Origin of the sequence: Caecibacteroides pullorum (genome assembly GCF_019239235.1) — a bacterium.
Taxonomy (GTDB): Bacteria; Bacteroidota; Bacteroidia; order Bacteroidales; family Bacteroidaceae; genus Bacteroides; species Bacteroides pullorum.
Map to the genome: position 1 here is coordinate 58,483 of NZ_JAAZTS010000012.1, position 19,939 is coordinate 78,421.

Annotated in this window: 14 protein-coding genes; 11 read left to right on the forward strand and 3 right to left on the reverse strand. The window is 50.1% G+C overall.

Annotated elements, in window-relative coordinates; translation table 11 throughout:
- Window positions 1–135: 135 nt before the first annotated feature.
- On the reverse strand, window positions 136–1,056 hold the full coding sequence (locus HF894_RS09530) for a glucosaminidase domain-containing protein (protein ID WP_204971868.1): 921 nt from the start codon (window positions 1,054–1,056) through the stop codon (window positions 136–138).
- 97 nt (window positions 1,057–1,153) lie between these two features.
- Between HF894_RS09530 and cdd the strand changes: the two genes are divergently transcribed.
- The 11 genes from cdd to HF894_RS09585 all read left to right on the forward strand — a co-directional run bounded on the left by cdd (window position 1,154) and on the right by HF894_RS09585 (window position 16,322).
- The gene (gene cdd / locus HF894_RS09535) at window positions 1,154–1,636 is read left to right on the forward strand and encodes a cytidine deaminase (protein WP_204971870.1); all 483 of its coding nucleotides are present in this window, start codon (window positions 1,154–1,156) and stop codon (window positions 1,634–1,636) included.
- A 340-nt stretch (window positions 1,637–1,976) separates the two neighbouring features.
- On the forward strand, window positions 1,977–3,461 hold the full coding sequence (locus HF894_RS09540; RefSeq protein ID WP_204971872.1) for a 4Fe-4S binding protein: 1,485 nt from the start codon (window positions 1,977–1,979) through the stop codon (window positions 3,459–3,461).
- Window positions 3,462–3,513: 52 nt separating this feature from the next.
- The gene (locus HF894_RS09545) at window positions 3,514–4,902 is read left to right on the forward strand and encodes an aldo/keto reductase (RefSeq protein WP_204971874.1); all 1,389 of its coding nucleotides are present in this window, start codon (window positions 3,514–3,516) and stop codon (window positions 4,900–4,902) included.
- A 16-nt stretch (window positions 4,903–4,918) separates the two neighbouring features.
- Window positions 4,919–5,338, forward strand: coding sequence for a DUF1893 domain-containing protein (locus HF894_RS09550; RefSeq protein ID WP_204971883.1), 420 nt, complete (start codon window positions 4,919–4,921; stop codon window positions 5,336–5,338).
- Window positions 5,335–7,218, forward strand: coding sequence for a TonB-dependent receptor (locus HF894_RS09555; protein WP_204971885.1), 1,884 nt, complete (start codon window positions 5,335–5,337; stop codon window positions 7,216–7,218). The genes HF894_RS09550 and HF894_RS09555 overlap by 4 nt, the downstream gene beginning before the upstream one ends.
- Window positions 7,219–7,242: 24 nt before the next feature.
- Window positions 7,243–8,052 (forward strand): NAD(+) diphosphatase, encoded by an 810-nt coding sequence (nudC, locus tag HF894_RS09560; RefSeq protein ID WP_204971887.1) that lies wholly within the window; start codon window positions 7,243–7,245, stop codon window positions 8,050–8,052.
- A 171-nt stretch (window positions 8,053–8,223) separates the two neighbouring features.
- Window positions 8,224–9,465 carry a lipoprotein N-acyltransferase Lnb gene (gene lnb / locus HF894_RS09565; RefSeq protein WP_021847418.1) on the forward strand — a complete coding sequence of 414 codons (1,242 nt, stop codon included), beginning with the start codon at window positions 8,224–8,226 and terminating at the stop codon, window positions 9,463–9,465.
- Complete coding sequence (locus HF894_RS09570) at window positions 9,462–11,030, forward strand: alkaline phosphatase family protein (protein ID WP_075317220.1); 1,569 nt, start codon at window positions 9,462–9,464, stop codon at window positions 11,028–11,030. The genes lnb and HF894_RS09570 overlap by 4 nt, the downstream gene beginning before the upstream one ends.
- Window positions 11,031–11,218: 188 nt before the next feature.
- Window positions 11,219–14,548, forward strand: a complete 3,330-nt coding sequence (secA, locus tag HF894_RS09575) for a preprotein translocase subunit SecA (protein ID WP_021847416.1) — start codon at window positions 11,219–11,221, stop codon at window positions 14,546–14,548.
- A gap of 149 nt (window positions 14,549–14,697) precedes the next feature.
- On the forward strand, window positions 14,698–15,813 hold the full coding sequence (locus HF894_RS09580; protein WP_021847415.1) for a DUF6340 family protein: 1,116 nt from the start codon (window positions 14,698–14,700) through the stop codon (window positions 15,811–15,813).
- A gap of 65 nt (window positions 15,814–15,878) precedes the next feature.
- Window positions 15,879–16,322 carry a hypothetical protein gene (locus HF894_RS09585; RefSeq protein ID WP_021847414.1) on the forward strand — a complete coding sequence of 148 codons (444 nt, stop codon included), beginning with the start codon at window positions 15,879–15,881 and terminating at the stop codon, window positions 16,320–16,322.
- A gap of 104 nt (window positions 16,323–16,426) precedes the next feature.
- Here HF894_RS09585 and HF894_RS09590 read toward each other — a convergent pair whose 3' ends face one another.
- Window positions 16,427–18,208 (reverse strand): DUF4091 domain-containing protein, encoded by a 1,782-nt coding sequence (locus HF894_RS09590; protein WP_204971889.1) that lies wholly within the window; start codon window positions 18,206–18,208, stop codon window positions 16,427–16,429.
- 5 nt (window positions 18,209–18,213) lie between these two features.
- Window positions 18,214–19,860 carry a sialidase family protein gene (locus HF894_RS09595; RefSeq protein WP_204971891.1) on the reverse strand — a complete coding sequence of 549 codons (1,647 nt, stop codon included), beginning with the start codon at window positions 19,858–19,860 and terminating at the stop codon, window positions 18,214–18,216.
- Window positions 19,861–19,939 lie beyond the last annotated feature (79 nt).

Consider the following 19,939-nt stretch of genomic DNA (forward strand, 5'->3'; position numbering starts at 1 on the left):
GGAATAATCGGCCGCAAAGATACACATTATTTATATTCCCAGAAGAATAAGCATCCTCAAAGTGAACGTTAAAGAAACAGACAGGCATGTCGCCCATACAACGGACGACAAACCTTGAAATGGCCAAGATAGAGCCTATCTCAACCGCAAACGGTCTCCTACCTCAGGTACATATTCTCCGTCCTTGCGATTCATCTTGTAGAGATTCTTCAAGCGGATACCGTACTTCTGCGAAATGCTGTGCATGGAATCGCCGTCACGAACGACGTGGACTGTATAAGGCTTCTGCGCTTTCTTATTCTTCTTTTTCAGATAGATAATGTCACCTGCTTCGAGGGTATATTCACGGTGTAGATCGTTATAGTCAACCAGTTTTTTCCAACTAATGCCAAACTCTCCACCCAACAACTCGAAACTGTCACCGTCGCGAGCCACGACGTACGCCAAACCGTTGGCTATATATACCTGGTGTGGTTTCAACAACCAAGGTTTCTTCTTGATTTCCTTCTCCCATTTGCGGGCTTCACGACGTCCCAGGCCTTCATTATCGTACTTATAGAGTTCGTAGTCTTCAATAATCGTTATCAGACGGTTGGCATACGAAGGGTCGGTGGCATAACCGGCCTTTTTCAGTCCTTTGGCCCATCCTTTGTAATCGGTTATCTTCAACTTGAACAGAAAAGCATAACGCGCGCCACTGGTAAGGAACTTGGAATGGTCCTCGTATGAATCGCGCACATTACGATAGGCCCGGAAACATTCGCCACGGGCATCATCATCGTGATAGACCTGACCTCCGCGCCAGTTATTGTGACACTTGATGCCAAAGTGATTGTTACTTTTCCGAGCCAGTACACTTTGCCCCGCTCCACTCTCGAGCAAGCCTTGCGCCAGTGTAATGCTGGCCGGTATTTTGTGCAACCTCATCTGCTCCACTGCAATGGGAGCATATTGCTTGATATATTCGTTGTAACGGGAGTTCCTGCGCTGTGCATGGGCAGGCAGAAGCATCATAAGAAAAGCCACAAGGGCCAGCAGTCGGAACGTATATTTCATGTCTTTGTCATTGATTCGGGCACAAAAGTCTGCAAAAGAATTGAAAATTCCAATCACTTCCTTATCTTTGTAACATTAATTACAGAAACCTTGTCTTATGAAAGAACTGAATATCCACATCGACATCCGTATTTTCCCATACGAGGAACTGAATGCAGCCGACCGTGAGCTGATAGACGCCGCCCGTGAGGCTACTTTCCGCAGTTATTCCCCTTATTCCCACTTTTCGGTAGGAGCTGCCGCTCGCCTGGCAGACGGCACCATCGTATGCGGCAGCAATCAGGAGAACGCCGCCTATCCGTCAGGGCTCTGTGCCGAACGCACCACCCTTTTCTATGCCAATTCGCGTTACCCGGATCAGGCCGTAAAGACACTGGCTATCGCTGCCCGCAACGAGCAGGGGGAATTTCTGGAAGACCCGATTCCGCCATGCGGAGCTTGCCGCCAAGTAATGCTCGAGACGGAGACAAGGTACAACCAGACCATGCGCATCCTGCTATACGGAAGCAAAGGCATCTACGAAGTAAAAAAGGTAGGCGACCTGCTACCACTGTCGTTCGACGCTTCGGCCATGCAGTGAAAGAGTTTTGCATGCCCTATCAGATACCATCACAGGCACCCGTTCTGACGCAGCACTTTCTGGCCCTCTCATGCAGTGCTTCCTGACACCCTGACGAAGCACTGCATGAGCACCTCACAAAGCACTTCGTCGGACTATCACGAAGCACTGTGTCACCTCCTCATCATTTACTTTCTAAAGGCATCAGGCCTATTACCTGCCTACATAAAAAATGGGAAAGCTCACAAATAACCGTAATTCGGGTATCCCGGTTTTCCAAATTTCTCCTTATTTTTGCAGCGTATCACTCAAAGAACGATACACGACAATTTTACCTTATTAAAAACAGACACCTTTTATTATGTTACGTAAAATCAGACTGACCCTGGCTATCGTTTTCTTTACGCTGATTACCCTGCTGTTCCTCGACTTCACAGGAACACTGCATGCATGGTTCGGCTGGATGGCCAAGATTCAATTCCTCCCTGCCCTGCTGGCACTGAATGTGGGAGTGGTACTAGCCTTGGTGATCCTCACTCTGCTGCTGGGCCGTGTCTATTGTTCGGTCATCTGCCCGTTGGGCGTCTTCCAGGACATTGTAGCCTGGTTCGCAAAGAAGAGCAAGAAGAACCGCTACCGCCATTCGCCCGCCCTGTCGTGGTTGCGCTACGGCGTGTTGGGCGTGTTCGTCATCACGCTGGTGGCAGGCGTACATTCGTTTGTCGCACTGCTGGCACCCTACAGTTCGTACGGACGCATCGCAAGCAACCTGTTCGCCCCTGTCTACCAGTGGGGAAACAACTTGCTGGCTTATCTAGCTGAACGGGCTGACAGCTATGCTTTTTACGACACCACTGTCTGGCTGAAAAGCTTGCCCACGTTTGTCATCGCCGCCGTCACACTGGTAGTGCTCGTCGTACTGGCCTGGAGAGGCGGACGTACTTATTGCAACACCATCTGCCCTGTAGGTACCGTGCTGGGATTCCTGTCAAAGTATGCCTACCTGAAGCCGGTCATCGACACAGACAAGTGCATCAATTGTAACCTCTGTGCCCGTAACTGCAAAGCCTCGTGTATCGACATCAAGAATCACCAGATAGACTACAGCCGCTGCGTGGCCTGCATGGACTGCCTGGACAAGTGCAAACACCAGGCATTACGCTACGCACATCCTTCCAAAACAAAGGTTGAAGCAACCGAGAAGAAGCCTGAAGAAGGCAGTTCACGCCGTGCCTTCCTGACATCGACAGCATTGGCAGCCTCGGCTGCCGTATTGAAGGCTCAGGAGATGAAGGTGGACGGCGGATTGGCTACCATCGAAGACAAGAAAATCCCTAATCGAAAGACACCCATTTTGCCGCCGGGAGCCCAAAGCGCCCGTCACTTTACACAGCACTGTACAGCCTGCCAGCTGTGTGTGTCGGTATGTCCCAACGAAGTGTTACGCCCCTCTACCGGCCTGATGACGTTGATGCAACCTTTCTCTTCGTACGAACGCGGCTATTGTCGCCCCGAGTGTACCAAGTGTTCGGAAGTCTGCCCCGCGGGAGCCATCAAACCCATCACCGTAGCCGACAAATCGTCCATCCAGATAGGACACGCCGTATGGATCAAGCGCAACTGCGTAGTAAAGACCGACAAGGTGGAATGCGGTAACTGTGCGCGCCATTGTCCCACAGGTGCCATCACCATGGTACCGTCGGACCCCAAGAACCCCGACTCGCTCAAGTTCCCAGCCATCGACACGGAACGCTGTATCGGTTGCGGTGCTTGCGAAAACCTCTGTCCGGCCCGTCCCTTCAGTGCCATTTATGTGGAAGGACACGAACGACACCGGATTATTTAAGCGGTGAACGGTAAACGTTTTATTTCTATAACTTCTTTATCACGATATACAAATGAACGACCAGAATCATTCCAACGATATGTCTCGCCGCGAGTTTCTGAAAATTGTGGGTATCAGTACGGCCACCACAACCGCGGTATTAGCTGGATGCGGGCCGAAAGACTCCGCTTCCTCCTCCCTGCAGGCCGAAGGAGAAATCCCCACTGACAAAATGACCCTGCGCGAGAATCCGAAAACCAAAGAGAAAGTATCACTGCTGGGCTACGGCTGTATGCGCTGGCCCACCCTGCCCGCTCCCGAAAAAGGAGGCAACGTCATCGATCAGGATGCTGTAAACGAACTGATAGACTATGCCATGGCTCATGGTGTGAACTACTACGACACGTCGCCCGTCTACGTACAAGGTTGGTCGGAAAAATCGACTGGCATCGCCTTGAAGCGTCATCCACGCGAGAAGTTCTTCGTGGCTACCAAACTGTCCAACTTCTCCAACTATACGCGCGAGAACTCCATCGCCATGTACAACCGCTCGTTCAAGGAACTGCAGGTGGACTACATCGACTACTACCTGCTGCACTCCATTGGCAACGGCGGCATCGAGACTTTCCGCGCCCGCTACATTGAAAACGGCATGATCGATTTCCTGATGAAGGAACGCGAGGCAGGTCGCATCCGTAACCTGGGCTTCTCTTTCCACGGCACACAGGATGTGTTCGACGAAGTTCTGGCCATGCACGACCAGGTGCACTGGGACTTCGTACAGATTCAGCTGAACTATGTAGACTGGAAATATGCCTCGGGACGCAACGTTAACGCCGACTACCTCTACGCCGAACTGGAGAAACGCCACATACCGGCCATCATCATGGAACCGCTGCTGGGCGGACGTCTGTCCAAGCTGCCCGAACACCTCGTGGCACGCCTCAAGCAACGCGGCCCCGAAGCGAGCGTCGCCTCGTGGGCTTTCCGCTTTGCAGGCACGTTCCCTAATGTACTGACAGTATTGAGCGGCATGACCTACATGGAGCATCTGCAGGACAACCTGCGCACCTATTCGCCGCTGGTACCCCTGACGGACGACGACCTGGAATTCCTGCAGCAGACGGCCGACCTGATGAAGCAGTACCCTACTATCCCCTGTAACGACTGCAAGTACTGCATGCCTTGCCCCTACGGTATCGATATCCCCGCCGTGCTGATACATTATAATAAATGTGTAAACGAGGGTAATCTGCCCACTTCGCAAGAACACGCCAACTACCGTGAGGCACGCCGGGCCTTCCTCATCGGGTACGACCGCAGTGTACCTCGCCTGCGCCAGGCCAGCCACTGCATCGGCTGCGGCCAATGCGTGTCCCACTGTCCGCAAAGCATTGATATTCCCGAAGAGCTGCACCGCATCGATCGCTATGTGGAGCAACTGAAACAAGAAACGCTGTAACCCGAAAAGACAAAGAATGAAAGAACTCATAGACATGCTTCACGCAGGAGGATACTCCTGCGTGATAGCCAATGGTGACCGCATCCGCACGTTCACACGGCGGGGTGTGGCCGACCTTTACGACCTGCTGGTACAAGAACCCGAATTCCTACATGGTGCGTTTGTAGCCGACAAGGTCATCGGCAAGGCGGCAGCCTCGCTCATGTTACTGGGTGACGTACGGCAGGTATATACTCGTACCATCAGCCAGCCTGCTCTCCGCCTGTTGCAGGAAGCCGGTGTCACGGTAAGTTGCGATGAGATCGTGGACCACATCATCAACCGCGACCACACAGGCTGGTGCCCGCTGGAACAAGCCAGCCGTGACCTCCAGTCAGCCAAAGAAATTTTCCCAGTTATAGAAAAATTTATCTCCAGTCAGAGAAAAAACATATGAAAGAACTGAACTTGAAGGAAGGCCTGTTTGCCTTTCTCCTCCTGACAACTTCCGCCGCTCAAGGACAGGAAGACACCACTCGTATTGCCCGTAACTTGACGACAGACGAGGTCGTCGTAACCGGTACCCGTAATGAAACCGATATCCGCCACCTGCCTATGACCATCTCTGTCGTAGGTCGGAAACAACTGGAAAGCAATTACCAGCCTTCCGTACTACCCGCCCTAACCGAACAAGTACCTGGCTTTTTCACCACCAGCCGCGGCATTATGGGCTATGGTGTATCGACCGGAGCGGCCGGAGGCATGAGTCTGCGAGGTATCGGTGGAAGCCCCACAGCAGGATTGCTAGTGCTCATCGACGGACATCCACAATATATGGGACTGATGGGACATCCCATCGCCGACGCCTATCAGACAATGATGACAGAACGAGTGGAAGTGCTGCGCGGACCGGCTTCGGTACTCTACGGCTCGAATGCCATGGGCGGTGTCATCAACATCGTCACACGGCAGATGGAAGAAGAAGGTTCGAAAACCGACCTGCAAGTAGGATATGGCTCGTATAACACCCTGCAAACCGAAGTGACCAACCGCCTGAAGCGCGGACGATTCAGCAGCATCACCACCGGCTCGTACAATCGAAGCGATGGACATCGGCCCGACATGGATTTCGAACAATATGGCGGCTATGCCAAGCTGGGCTATGATTTCAGTGACCAATGGAAGTTATGGGGAGACATCAACGTGACTCACTTCAACGCCTCCAACCCGGGTACTATAGCGGCACCCTATATCGACAACGACTCGCGCATTACCCGCGGAATGGCTTCGGCAGCTCTCGAGAATCATTACGAACGAACCTCAGGTGCGCTGAGTTTCTTCTACAACTGGGGACACCATAAGATAAACGACGGCTATCACCCGGGCGAAGAACCACAGGCATCACATTTCAACTCCAAGGACCGAATGATGGGCTTCTCGTGGTATCAAAGCCTCACGCTGTTCGAAGGCAACCGCATCACCGCCGGCTTCGACTATCAGCACTTCGGTGGAGAGTCGTGGTACAAGGTACTGGCCACAGGCGAGAAGCAACCACAAGTAGACAAGCAGCTGGACGAACTGGCCGGATACGTAGATTTCCGACAGAACATCGGCCACTGGCTGTCACTCGACGCCGGACTGCGTGTAGACCACCACTCGCACACAGGCACAGAATGGATACCGCAAGGTGGCCTGGCCTTCCACCTGCCCCGTCAAGCAGAACTAAAAGCCATGGTAGGCAAAGGCTTCCGTAACCCTACCATCCGCGAACTGTTCATGTTCTCCAAGAATCCCGACCTGCAGCCCGAAAGCCTCGTCAGCTACGAACTGGCTTACACACAACGCCTCTTCGACGGTGCCCTGTCTTACGGACTCAACCTCTACTACATCGACGGAAAGAACATCATTCAGGTGGATCCCGCCCAGCGAAAGAACGTAAACACGGGGCATATCGAGAACTGGGGTACAGAAGCCAACGTAGCCTACCGCTTCAATTCCCGCTGGCAAGCCAACGCCAACTACAGCTGGCTACACATGGAAAATCCCGTACTGGCTGCCCCCGAACACAAGCTATATGTCGGTGTCAACTACCATCAGGGACGATGGACAGCCGCCAGCGGCATGCAGTACATCCGTGGCCTCTATACTTCCGTCACGCAAGGACAGGAAAAGCAGGAAACTTTCGTTCTTTGGAATTTGAATATCAGCTACCGTCTGTGTAACTTTGCAAGCCTCTTCGTGAAAGGCGAGAACCTGCTGGCACAACGCTACGAAATCAATGCTGGCTACCCCATGCCGAAGGCTACCTTCATGGGAGGCGTCAACGTGAATTTCTGACTTATAAAAAAGACATAAGTAAGTATGAAAGAGATGGAATATGACCGTACCGCTTGCTGGTGTGTCTTCTTCAAGGACAACCTGCTGATGCAGAAACTCGCTGACGGCACCTGCACCCTGCCTGCAGGACAGCAGCTGCCTGTAGCTCCCGCAAAGGATCAGACCGTCCACCGTGTCACCTTGCCTACAGGACAGCAGGTCTATACGTTTGCCATCGACTACCCTGTGGCCGAAACCAACCAGTGGATGATGACCGGCCTGCGCGCCTCGTTCGATCATCTGCCTTTGGACGCATACAAAGCCGCCGGCAAGGCCTATCAGATACTCTACTGGGACCTGCACAGCCGCTACTGCCCCGTATGCGGTACGCCTACGGAACAGCAGACCGATATCATGAAGAAATGTCCCCACTGTGGCAATGAATTATACCCACCCATCTCTACTGCCATCATTGTACTGGTGCGCCGCGGCGAAGAAATCCTACTGGTACATGCCCATAATTTCCGCGGCACGTTCTATGGCCTCGTAGCCGGCTTCCTCGAGGCTGGCGAAACGTTGGAGCAATGTGTCCGCCGTGAGGTTATGGAAGAAACGGGGCTCTGTATCCGTAACATCACCTACTTCGACAGCCAACCCTGGCCCTATCCCAGCGGTCTGATGGTAGGTTTCTTTGCCGACTACGAAAGTGGCGACATCAAACTGCAGAAAGATGAACTCAGTGCCGGTGCCTTCTACCATCGCAACAACTTGCCGGAACTACCGCGCAAGCTGAGCATCGCCCGCAGACTGATCGATGCCTGGCTGGAAGGAAAAGACACCCACACCAACCGTTGACATCCGAAACGTAACTACCTACATGAGCGATGTAACTATGAACTTTAGCGCCATAACTATGAACTTTGGAAGCGTAAAGTAGGACTTTGGAAAAACAGCCTTTTCGTAACCGAAAAGTATTGGTCTTTATTGGATAAAACATTACCTTTGTGGCGCAAACCCATAAAGACGATGCAACGGAGATTTCAGACATTTATCATATCCCTACTTTTATGCTGCCTGGCATGCCACTCTCTGCAAGCAACAGAAGAGCAAATGCAACCCCAAGATGACGGCATCCGTCTCAGCCTGCTGACCTGTGGCCCCGGCAAGGAAATCTATTCCCTCTTCGGACATACAGCCATCCGTTATGAAAACCGTCGGAAGGGCATCGATGTGGTATTCAACTACGGTTTGTTCAGTTTTCAGTCGTCCAACTTCATCCTTCGTTTCACCCTTGGCGAAACGGACTACCGGCTTGGAGCAACGGAATACAAATACTTTCTTTCGGAATACCTGCTGGACAACCGCGACGTCTGGGAACAGACCCTGAACCTGACTACGGAAGAAAAACAAAAATTGATAAATCAATTGGAGGAAAACTATCGGCCGGAAAACCGTGTCTACCGCTATAATTTCTTCTATGACAACTGCGCCACACGCCCGCGCGATCAGGTGGAACGTGCCGTAAACAACAGCCTGCGCTATTCCGACGATATGACGACGACCGATACAGGACGAAGCTTCCGAGACATCGTCCATCAATATTGTCAGGGACATCCATGGTCACAGTTTGGTATCGACCTCTGTCTCGGCAGCGAGGCAGACCGCCCCATCAGCCGACATCAGATGATGTTTGCCCCCTTTTATCTGAAAGATTTTTTCGCTACCGCCACCCTAGCCGACAGTACAGGTATCGGTACACGTCCTTTGGTGAGTCAGACTGAACAGCCCGTTGTCATTCCCGATGAAGACAAACAAACGGAAACGACTCTTTTTACGCCTTTACTGACAGCCACGCTTTTGTTCCTGTTTGTGTGTGCCTGCTCTTGGTATGGAGTTCGCAGGCAAAGAAGTCTATGGGGCATCGACCTTATTCTTTTTACAGTTGCCGGACTCAGCGGATGCATCCTGGCATTCCTGGCACTGTTCTCATCCCATCCGACAGTAAGTTCCAACTATATACTTTTCGCACTCCATCCCCTGCATCTATTCTGTCTGCCCTGGATGATAAAAAAGGTGCGAAAAAGACAAACGAGCCGCTACATGCAGGCTAATTTTGTCGTTTTAACATTATTTATATTGTTATGGGCTATAATTCCGCAAAAAATCAATCCGACAATGCTACCTTTGGCACTTTGTTTGCTGGTACGTTCAGCAAGCAACTTGATTTTATCCCATAAACAAGGCTTAAGAAGAAGAATAAAGAGATGAAAAAAGGACTGATAACCTCCATATTAGTGTTGACTTTCGGCGGACTGCAGGCTCAGCCACTACCGTCTACGCCCAAACTGGTCGTAACTCTGACCATCGACCAGCTCCGCACAGATTATCTGGAGGCATTTTCGGCCTTATACGGGGAAAAAGGATTCAAAAGGCTGATGCGTGAAGGCAAAGTCTACATGCAAGCCGAAATGCCCTTCGACAAACCCGACCGCGCATCGGCTACAGCGACACTATTCAGCGGCTGTTCACCTTCTACACATGGAATCATCGCTACCAAATGGATGGACGTGTCTACCCTGACACCGCGCAATTGCGTGGAGGATCCCAACTTCATGGGCAACTACACCAACCAAAACAGCTCTCCGGCCCAATTGCTGACATCGACCATTGCCGACGAGCTGAAAGTAGCCACGCGCAATGCAGGAAAAGTATATGCCATCGCACCCTTCCGCGATGCAGCAGTCTTGAGTGCCGGCCATGCAGGCGACGGTGCTTTCTGGATTAACAAGACAAATGGAAAGTGGTGTGGAAGTACCTATTACCCGGAATTCCCCGAATGGCTGAACCAATACAATGACTCCAGCTCCGTGGATTTCCGCATTAAAGATATCACTTGGATGCCCCTGCATCAGGTATCCAGCTACAAATACCTGTCCGACTGGCGGACAGAGCCATTCAAGTACATTTTTGAAAGTGAACGAGAAAACAAGTTCTACCGACTGGCAGCAAGCCCCCTCATAAACGATGAGGTCAACCTGCTGACAGAAAGGCTGTTGGAGAAAAGTGGAATAGGCAGAGATGATATCCCCGACCTTCTGGCGCTCACCTACTATGCGGGCAACTACAATCACCGCAGCACCCGCGAATGCGCCATGGAAATGCAGGACATCTATGCCCGTCTGGACCGAAGCATTGCTACCCTGCTCGACATGCTCGACCGGAAAATAGGACTGAACAACCTCATTCTGTGCATCGCATCCACCGGTTATGCCGATCCCGATCCTGCAGATACGGGAATCTACCGCATCCCTGGAGGAGAGTTCCACCTGAACCGCTGTGCCACTCTGCTCAACATGTATCTTATGGCAACCTATGGCGCCGGACAGTATGTGGAAACTTATTACGACCAACAAATTTATCTTAATCATAAACTTCTGGAAGACAAGCAGCTGGACCTGACGGAAATTCTGGAAAAATCAGCTGCATTCCTGGTACAGTTCAGTGGTGTAGACCAAGTCTATTCCTCACACCGGCTGCTATTGGGTTCCTGGTCTCCCCAGATAGACCGCATCCGCAACAGTTACCACCGCAAGCGCTCGGGCGACCTGCTGATCAAAGTACTGCCAGGATGGACCATTGTTCAGGAAAATGGCAATGACAACCGTGCCGTGCGAGCTGCCGAAATTCCCGCACCACTGATTCTCATGGGTGGAGGAATCAAAGCAGGAAAAGTGCGGACACCTGTCAGTGCCGATCGCATCGCCCCTACTTTGAGCAGTGTGATGCGCATACGTGCTCCGAATGGATGCACAGCCACTCCGCTCGAATTTTGACCTGTTTTTTCCTTACAAGCAGACAAGAGCCCCGCTTCGTTGCCTGAATGTAACCATTTTCTTGTCTGATAACGGATTATTGGAAAAAACTCACTGTAACTTTGTGCCCAGTGGAGTGAATTTCTTACCTTTGCACAGCAAAAAACAATTATCAACCAACATTGCAATAAAATAAAAACAATTATAAAATGGGATTTAATGAATTTTTAAGCTCGATTTTCGGCAACAAATCCACCCGCGACATGAAGGAAATACAACCGTGGGTAGAAAAGGTGAAAGCCGCATACCCGGAAATCGACAGCCTGGACAACGATGCCTTGCGTGCCAAAACAGAAGAATTGAAGGCATACATCCGCAACTCTGCCGCCTCTCAACGTGCCAAAGTGGACGAACTGAAGGCCACTGTAGAAACTACGGAACTGGAAAAGCGTGAAGAGCTCTTTGCCCAGATCGACAAAATTGAGAAAGAAATACTGGAAATCTACGAAAAGGCACTCGACGAAGTACTGCCCGCGGCCTTTGCCATCGTAAAGTCGACAGCCAGACGATTTACAGAAAATGAAGAAATTACCGTAACAGCTAATGACTTCGACCGCCAGCTGGCTGCCACCAAGGATTTCGTCCGTATCGAAGGTGATAAAGCCATCTACAAGAACCATTGGATGGCAGGTGGTAACGAAATTACTTGGAATATGGTACACTACGACGTACAGCTGTTCGGTGGTGTCGTTCTGCATAAAGGTAAGATTGCCGAAATGGCAACCGGTGAAGGTAAGACCCTCGTGGCAACCCTCCCCGTATTCCTCAACGCCCTGACCGGTAACGGTGTACACGTCGTAACAGTGAACGACTATCTGTCCAAGCGTGACTCCGAATGGATGGGACCGCTCTACATGTTCCACGGCTTGAGCGTAGACTGTATCGACAAGCATCAGCCCAACTCCGATGCCCGCCGTCGGGCCTACCTGGCCGATATCACATTCGGTACCAACAACGAATTCGGCTTCGACTACCTGCGTGACAACATGGCCATCAGCCCGAAAGACCTCGTACAACGTCAACACAACTATGCCATCGTCGATGAGGTGGACTCTGTATTGATTGACGATGCCCGTACGCCGTTGATTATCTCTGGTCCTGTACCCAAAGGTGACGACCAACTGTTCGAACAGCTCCGTCCGCTGGTAGAAAGACTGGTAGAGGCACAAAAAAGATTGGCTACCCAGTATCTGGCTGACGCCAAACGTCTCATCGCTTCCAGCGACAAGAAAGAACAGGAAGAAGGCTTCCTCTCCCTCTACCGCAGCCACAAGGCATTGCCTAAGAACAAACCGCTCATCAAGTTCCTGAGCGAACAGGGCGTAAAAGCTGGTATGCTGAAGACCGAGGAAATCTACATGGAGCAGAACAACAAACGTATGCACGAAGTGACCGATCCGCTCTACTTCGTCATCGACGAGAAACTGAACAGTGTAGATCTGACCGACAAGGGTGTGGACCTCATCAGCGGTAACTCAGCCGACCCCACTCTCTTCGTACTGCCCGATATCACAGCCCAGCTCTCTGAACTGGAAAATGAAAAGGATCTGACAGAAGAAGAACGTCTGGCGAAGAAGGACGCCCTGCTCACCAATTATGCAATCAAGTCGGAACGCGTACATACCATCAATCAGCTGCTGAAGGCTTACACCATGTTCGAAAAAGACGACGAATACGTTGTAATAGACGGACAGGTGAAGATTGTGGACGAGCAGACAGGCCGTATTATGGAAGGTCGTCGCTACTCTGACGGTTTGCATCAGGCCATCGAAGCCAAAGAAGGTGTAAAGGTAGAAGCTGCCACGCAAACATTCGCAACCATTACCTTGCAGAACTATTTCCGTATGTACCATAAGTTGTCAGGTATGACCGGTACAGCCGAAACGGAAGCCGGCGAATTCTGGGATATCTACAAACTGGATGTTGTTGTCATCCCGACCAATCGCCCCATTGCCCGCAAGGATATGAACGACCGTGTCTACAAGACAAAACGCGAGAAATACAAAGCTGTCATCGAAGAAATCGAAGCCATGGTACATGCCGGACGTCCCGTGCTGGTAGGTACGACATCGGTAGAAATCTCGGAAATGCTGAGCAAGATGCTGACCATGCGCAAGATTCCCCACAACGTATTGAACGCCAAACTGCACCAAAAAGAAGCCGACATCGTGGCGCAAGCCGGTCAGAGCAGTACGGTGACCATTGCCACCAATATGGCCGGTCGTGGTACCGATATCAAGCTGAGCCCGGAAGTAAAAGCCGCAGGCGGTCTGGCCATCATCGGTACGGAGCGTCACGAATCCCGCCGTGTAGACCGTCAGTTGCGTGGTCGTGCCGGACGTCAAGGCGACCCGGGTTCATCCGTATTTTTCGTTTCACTGGAAGACGACCTGATGCGTTTGTTCTCATCCGACCGTATCGCTGGTGTGATGGACAAATTGGGCTTCAAGGAAGGCGAAATGATCGAACACAGCATGATTTCCAAGTCCATCGAACGCGCACAGAAGAAAGTAGAAGAAAACAACTTCGGTATCCGTAAACGTCTGTTGGAATACGACGACGTAATGAACAAGCAACGTACCGTAGTTTATACCAAACGCCGCCATGCCTTGATGGGAGAACGTATCGGTATGGATATCGTCAACATGATTTGGGACCGTTGTGCCAACGCTATTGAAGCACCAGATTATGAAAACTGCAAGATGGATATCCTGCAGACGTTGGCCATGGAAGCTCCTTTCAGCGAAGAGGAATTCAAGAACGAGAAGAAGGAAAAATTGGCAGACAAGACATTCGAAGCTGCTATGGAACTCTTCAAACGCAAGACTGAACGCATGGCACAGATAGCCTATCCGGTCATCAAGCAAGTATACGAGAACCAAGGTCACATGTATGAGAATATTCTCATACCCATCACCGATGGCAAACGTATGTACAATATCTCCTGTAACCTGAAAGCTGCTTACGAAAGCGAATGTAAGGAAGTGGTGAAGTCGTTCGAAAAGAGCATCCTGCTCCATGTTATCGACGAAGCTTGGAAAGAAAACCTGCGCGAACTGGACGAACTGAAACACTCTGTACAGAACGCAAGCTACGAACAGAAAGATCCGCTGTTGATTTACAAGCTGGAATCTGTTAACCTGTTCGATGCCATGGTTGACAAGATTAATAACCAAACCATTTCTATCTTGATGCGCGGCCAGATACCTGTACAAGAAGCTCCGGCCGAAAGCCAACAAGAGCCTCAACGCAACGTAGAGGTACGCCAAGCTGCTCCCGAACAGCGTCAGGACATGAGTAAATACCGTGAGCAGAAGGTCGACTTGAATGATCCGAATCAGCAAGCTGCCGCTGCAAGAGATACACGCGAACAGCCTAAACGCGAACCCATCCGTGCCGAAAAGACGGTTGGCCGTAATGATCCCTGCCCATGCGGAAGTGGCAAGAAATACAAGAATTGTCACGGAAGAAATCTCTGAAAGTAACTAAAAGATAACAAGAACAAATAAAAAATCTTGTTATACCCATTTAACAAAAGCCTTGAACGGTTAAAAAACAGTTCAAGGCTTTTCTTTTACCACTTAAAAGATTATTTTTGCTACCAGATAAATAGAAAAGTAATATCCCGATGAAGAAAAAACTACTTTATTGCTTAGCTACAATCGGTTTGCTGTGCCTAAACGCCTGTCAAACTGTCGAACAGCTATCCATAGACTATATGCTACCGGCAGAGGTCAGTTTTCCGGCCAACTTGAGGCGTGTCGGTATCGTAAACAATATGCCTGATAATCCAGACAACAAACTTATTACAAGTTCAGAAGATAAGAACAAAGATAAAACAGAAATAGCCCGCCGTACAGACTACTATAACGGCGATCCCCGAATCACTACCGAAACCTTAGCAGAATCCATAGCCAATGAAAATTATTTCGATCTGGTCGTTATTTGTGATTCAGCACTAAGAAGCCAAGATAGAGCGCCCAGAGAAGCTACCCTATCCAGTGAAGAAGTTGTTCAGTTGACCCATGATTTGGGAGTAGATTTCCTCATTGCGCTGGAAAATGTTCAATTCCGCTCTTTACGCAAAGTAAGTTACCTGCCGGACTGGAGAGTATTCTACGGTACCGTAGATGTTAAAGTCTATCCGACTGTAAAAGTCTATCTGCCTAATCGGAAAATACCCATGGTAACCGTAAACTGTACCGATAGTATTTTCTGGGATGCATCCAGCAGCAGTGAAACACAAATCTTCAACCAACTGATTTCTGAAAAAGATATGATAGAACAAGCTTCCAGCTTTGCTGGTACTGTTCCTGTAAAATATTTGCTTCCCTATTGGAAAACAGCCAAACGTTATCTTTTCACCGGAGGTACCGTCAACATGCGCGATGCAGCCATTTACGTCAAAGAAAACAACTGGCCGGAAGCCATACGCCTGTGGGAAACCGAATACAACAGTAAAAAAGGCAAAAAGAAAATGTATGCAGCCTATAATATTGCTTTGGGATATGAAATGCAGGATAGCATAAATACCGCCTATGATTGGGCCGTCAAGGCACAGGAAGTAGCTAAAAGCATGGCTAAAAACACAGTGAAAGATATAGAAGATGTGGAAAGAGGCAGCTATTCAAGCGATATTTCCTACTACCTCATGACAAGTTCTTATGTCAGTGAATTACAGGAACGTAAAAACGGATTGGTACGCCTGAATGTCCAAATGCAAAGAATTAATGATGATTTTTAGTAAAAATCGGCAAAGGTTATCTTTTTTTTCCTACCTTTGAAAAGAATAATAGAATATAAGCGATTATGAAACTCAGTCAAACCTCACTCTCCCTACTGGAGAATACCATAAAAAAAGCTGTAAGCAGATACAATTGTGCCTGCGATCAAGCCATCGTGACAGATATTCATCTACAAGTGACTCCCAATATCGGCGAATTGTCCATCTATAACGACGATGACGAGGTTTTGGCCAATACAACCATTGAAGAATGGGGAACTTATGACGGTAATGACTTCAACAAAGACATAGAGCGTATCTTATCCGGCCTGCTGAACGACATGAAAAACGCAGGTGATTTCGATAAGATGACTATTCTGAAACCATTCTCTTTCGTTTTGGTAGATGAAGATAAGGAAACACTTGCCGAATTGTTGCTGATAGATGACGACACCCTGCTGGTCAACGAAGAATTGCTCAAAGGACTGGACGAGGAACTGGACGAATTCCTTAAGAAGTTATTGGAATAATATTTCCGATATCAAATACAACAAAACTCCCCTTCTAATTCCTGCCTGCATGGCAAAATAAGAAGGGGAGTTTTTTGTTTCTTGGAACAATCCGAAAAGAACTGCTACAGACGATTCAGCAGTTCATGCAATTCGTTCACATCCTTCTCCGGATGATTGCGTCCATCGGGAAGAGCCTCAAGCGTAAACTTGGTAAGCATCTTATTCAAACGAGACAACTTGCCTTTGTCTCCCTTACGGGTAAATTCTTCACGAAGGATACGAATCTTCTCACACACTTGCACACCTTCCGTCATCCGTTCAAAACGTATGCTGCTGCGAGGGCCGGGATAGACACTGTATGTATCTCCGGCTGCCCATGTACGGAAACGGGAATCACGTAAAGGATCGGCCGTCCAGCTGTTGAAAGACCAACGCAAATATCCATCATACCCTTCAGCCACGGCATGTACCATAGTCCACACTGCCTCGGCCGGACGTGAGAAAGTAAATGTATTTGGGAAAGCCTCTGAACAACAAGTATAGTAAGTACTGATTTGCCCTTTCGCCTCACGAGCTTTCTTCACGTCCGCAGGAAATTTCTGTCCGAGCGCAATGCAATAATAGTAAAGATCCGGTTCTATTTCCGGATGATAGTTCCCTGCCAAAGTTATCTTAAATTCTGGATCTGCCGCACGAACAACCTTTATGGCTTCACGCATAGCCTCCATCGGACGTTCGTCCATTGAGATCGCTGTACGCTCGAACCAACCCTTCTCGCGAAGATGGCGGGCAAAGTCTTTCAGGAAAGTACCCCAATACTCCGCATAAGCGGCATCACCCGGTTTGGTTTCCAGAAAAACGACACGATTGGTAGCTTCATCATAGTAATCAAAGTTCAAAGCCCAGGGAATCATGGTATAGCAACTGATCAGCCCTTTCAAACCGATATCTTCGGTCATGAATTCCACCCACTTGTCGAAAGCAGCATAACCAAATTCCCAGGAACCGTCCAGCTTCTTGATACGGGTCACCATACTGTCAAAATGATCCTCCGTCTGGCCGTTCCAAGGTTTATGCATAATGCTGGCCGTGATGGCCTTCTGACCGGCATTGGCCAACATCTTCATAATGGGGCGCATGGCGTCAAAATGCTCCTTGCTCCAAAGAGGCACCTGATAATAGCGGGCCACGGCATACGGGTTCTGCCACAAATCCAGGTCAAACTTCCAGTCCTGCGGAGACGGAAGCGTACGGTTCACCACCTTCACTTCAAAAGGCAGGGAAAGCGGTTCCAAACCTTCGGCACTAACCGTCAGGAGAGATTTGTAGGTACCGGCCTTGACATCAGAGGGAACCCACACTGTCAGCCAGATCGGCTGCGAACAGCGCTCCCTGACATCCAGTTCCTGCGCAATGTCGAGCACATCGGCTACCAACGAAGAATCCCACTGGGTCTTGTCGGGACGATGGCCACAACCTCCCTTACCGTCCTTGTTCAGTTCGTCGGTCATAACGTAACGCACAAAATGAGTCTTCACAGCCGAAGCGGGAATGACGGAGCTGCCGTTCTTCAATTCACCTACTTTCACCTGAACGTTCTTCAAGGCCTGACGGGTCCACAATACGGCCTGCGCATGCACTCTCTCACCTTTCCAGGCACTCATCCGGGTAGTGCCCTTCTTTGTTTCTAAAGGAATACTCAACTTGGGATAGCGTACATCAATGCTTCCCCAAGCCAAAGACACAGGTGCCTGCATCTTGTTCCACACTTCCTCACCATCGTGAGGCTTCGTATCCGTCAATTCTTCATAAGCGCCCAACGGATACCTTTCCGTGGGCTGCTGGGCACCACACCACAAACTCGCAAAGAGCGCCCAGACAAATAACAATTCTTTCTTTTTCATGAGGTTTATTTATTTAAGTTCAGAATATCTTCCAACTTAACGGCCTGGAACAGGATATGGGCTGTACTGCTCTCGTAGAGAATGCCGACCGTCTCGCGATCGATCATCGTCAGACAGGAATACCCCCAGCTACCTCCTTCGTCCAGCATCAGACGGTTCTCGGGAAGCCATGTCAGACCATTGTCCAGACTGGCTTTGATAGTCATGCGATGGCGGTTCTTCGGACTGTCTGGATTGGAGAACAGCAGAATAGGTTTGCCAGTTACATTGTCCTCGGCAGCCACATGCAGAAGGCTGGCCATACAAACGGGTTCTACCAATGCCTTCCGTGAAGAGGGATGCTCTTCCCAAGTAGCCCCAAAGTCACGGGTCACAGCCACGGCACGGCTGCCTCCCCGATTGTCACGCATGTTCAGCATCAGTACGCCCGGCTCTACTTCAGCTACCTGCGACTCGGTTGTATTGCTACGAGCCGGCTGGCTGATATGCCATGTCTTTCCGTGGTCCTTACTATAAATAATACAGGCGCAAGGGATACGGTCCGCACCGATAAACTGGCCGGCAAATACCAAGGTACCGTCCACCATCGAGATACCACGTCCAGGACCCTGAAGCAGGAAATACCATTCGGGCGACTTCACCTGGCTGGTGATGTTGATAGGCTCGGACCACGTCTTTCCGTCGTCGTCGCTCTTCACCAGCATCAGTTGTGCCGTCTCTTCCAGCGTCATTCCCTGACCCGAATTGTTCCAGGCACGAGCGTTACCCATACCGTGTGTCCAAGCTGCCATGATCCAGATAGTACCTGTCTGTTTGTCTACCAGGATGGCCGGATCGCCCACACCATTCTGTGCCTTGGGCAGTCCACCATATTCGCCGAAGCTCATGGGTATCTGCATCTTCTCCCACGTCTGTCCGCCGTCGATACTGCGACTAAGGCCGATTTCGATATATTCCTGCAGGTCGACACTACTATTGTGACGAACGTCATAAACAGCCAGCAACGTACCCTTGTTACTGGTCACCAGGCCAGGAATACGATAGGCAGCCACTCCGTCATCACCTGCCTGACGAACACCAAAGCCCATCCTATGGACACGCGGACCGTTAGCCAACTTCAGTGGAGCCGCCTGTCCGTCGATTTCGACAGACGAAACGGAAGCCAAAAACTTGGCAAGCAACGATGCCTGAGGCTTCATCTGCAGGCTGACCCAGAAATAATTGATACCCGGATAGAGCGACTGATTGACATCGAACACCACCTGACGGCCCGGCGAACGGACTTCACTCTTCAGGATGGAATACGAAGGATTGGCTGCACGGGTCTGTCCTACGGTATAAGCCGACACGTAAGCTACAGGAGCATAATATCCCTTACCAGTACGCTCCATGCACTCCGTACCACCATAGTACAGCTTGACGGCTTCTACTTGAGCCAAATCGACTTCCGTACCCAAATCCAGAGACACGCGGTCCAGCTTCTTGCCTTCGCCATTGTCGATGCGCAGATGAAACAGCTCATTGTCCTGACGGTCTATCAGCACAGGAATATTGGTTTCGCGGATGAATACAGTGTCGGTAACGGAGGCAACTGCTTGCCATGCGGGGCAACACAAAGCGGCCAATAACAAAAAAGAAGTGACTTTTTTCATGATACAATCGTTTTAAGATTAAAAAAACAAACGTCGAGCTCTGCTTTCCTTCTACAGAAAGCCGCACCCGACGTTTCTA